Below are 2,086 nucleotides of genomic sequence, written 5' to 3'. Positions count from 1 at the left end.
GGACATGGGGATGGGGCCGGACCCGTACGGGGGTGTGGCGTGTGGTGTTGGGTGTTGCGGTGTGTCCCCTCGGCAGGTGCCGCCTGCCGAGGGCGAGGTAAGAACGGGATGGGGTCGAGGGTCGACCATCGTTCACCGGTCAGGTGCGGTGGGGCCGGGGTGGGTCGGGTGTCTCCGCTCGGGGTGCTGGTGGGCGGGTTGGGTTTCCGTTCCCGGGTGGGGTCCGATTCCTCCGCTGGCGCGGTGGAGGGTGGGGTCGCGACTTCGGCGGTTTCGGTGGTGCCGTTGACGGCCTCGGCGGTCTCGGTGGTGTCGGTGGTGTCGGTGGTGTCGGTGGTGTCGGTGGTGGTCTTGGGGGACGGGGTCTGGTGGGTGTCGTGTGCGCGGGTGTGGGCGGTCATGGCGGCGGCGATGGCTTTGTCGGTGCCGTATTGGGCGAGGGCGTCGAGTTCGGTCCGATAGACCGGGGACCATTCTTGGCGTTCGAGGTCGATGTCGAAGGCGGCGGACAGGTCGTCGGTGTCCACCAAGGGCTTGACGATGCGGCCGGCGTCGGCGCATGCGGGGCAGCGCTGGCAGGGGGTGTCGGGTGTGCAGCCTCTGCGGGTGATCGTTGCCGTGCCCGGGCCGGTCTTCTCGATCTGCCACCGGTCGGTGTGGAGGCGTCCGTGATGGAAGCGGCATACCAGGATCAGGTTGTCGGCGTTGGTGGGTCCGCCGTCGAGCCAGTGGTCCAGGTGGTGGGCTTCGAGCCAGGACACCGGTCGTCCGCACCCCCGCCAGGCGCAGCCCCTGGCCTGCTCGGCTTCGAGTTTGCGGCGCAGCGCGGTGGTGGGGAGCCGCTCGGTGCGGCCCAGCTCGACCGCTTCGCCCCGCTCGTAGTCGAAGACCATCGGTACGACACCGGCCTCGCAGGCCAGGTGGCGGGCGCGGGTGAGGCTGATCGGGGCCCCTTCCAGCCGGGGTGTCCGTTCCGGGTGGTCGGCCAGGGCGATCTCGCCTTTGAGGACTTGGACATCGGCGATCAGTGACAGTGTCGCGGTGTGCCCGTGGCGAGTGGGCGCTCCCTTGGCCGTTCCTGCGGCGGCGACCAGTTGGTGGAAGGCCTCCGCGGCCCGGTTCGCTTGCGAGGGCAGGACACCGTCGGTGTCGGCCTCGTCTTGGCGCGGGGGTGTGATCGCGGTCTGCAGGTACTTGTCGAGCAGGCGGCCGGTGTCGGCGGTGAGGATCCCCTCGAGGTCCCACATGCCGTCGGGGCGCTCGGTGACCTCCAGGTGCGCCAGCGCCTGTTGGGAGGCGTGGTCCATCATCGCTGCTTGGTCGAACAGGGCTGCGGTGATCTGGTCGATCGCCTCGCGCAGTTCGGTGTGTGGGGCGTGGACGCAGTACTGTCCGATGAGTGCCTCGGGGGTCGCGCATTGCACGGTGGGGTCGTAGGGGGAGGGTTTGGGGCCGTCGGGGTAGGGGAGGCGGGCGTGGACGCGCAGGCTCTTGCGGTCCAGGGCGAGCATCGCGTAGGCGACGGCGTCGATTCTTGCCGCGCCGGTGCGGGCGATGTGGGCCAGTGTCTGGAACTTCGGTGCCAGGCGGGCGATGCGGGCGATCTGGGAGGCGGTGGTGTGGGTGAAGTCGAAGCATTCGCGTAGCCATTGCAGGATGCCGGAGTGGCCGTCGAGGTCTTTGTGCATGCCCGCGGAGGTGTAGGCCAGGACGGTGCGCAGTGCGGCGGCGTCGCGGGTACGGGATTGGGCGGCGAGGGCGTCGAGGTCGGCGCGCATGGCTGCGGCCCGGGCTTCGCGTTCGGCATGGCCCCTACCGCAGACCAGGGAGGCCCGGGAGGTGCGGGAGGGAGTGATGGCCTGGGTCATTGGTGTGCACCTCCTCACCGATGCTCGAATGGGCTACCTGTTTTCGCTTGTTTGTGCGTAGTTCAATGATGACAGGTGGCGATCTGATCGTCATCACCCGGAAGAGTGAAAGTACTGTGTGGACAGTTCATGTTCGTGCTCACTTCGCCAGCGCGGCAAGGAAGCACACGCGTCGGGCACGGCGAACCCGCCCCGCCCGAGAGCCGGACACAGACCGC

1 protein-coding gene is annotated in these 2,086 nt (G+C 69.1%); it reads right to left on the bottom strand.

Features of this window, described 5'->3' with window-relative positions; genetic code table 11:
• Nucleotides 1-1,868: HNH endonuclease signature motif containing protein (locus JHY01_RS27540; RefSeq protein WP_205328668.1), on the bottom strand; the 1,868-nt coding region annotated here is incomplete at its 3' end.
• Nucleotides 1,869-2,086: the final 218 nt, after the last annotated feature.

It is taken from the genome of Glycomyces sp. YM15 (assembly GCF_016918015.1).
GTDB lineage: Bacteria > Actinomycetota > Actinomycetes > Mycobacteriales > Micromonosporaceae > Glycomyces.
Note: the sequence above shows the minus strand (reverse complement) of the source record. Positions and strands in the feature narration are given on the sequence as shown.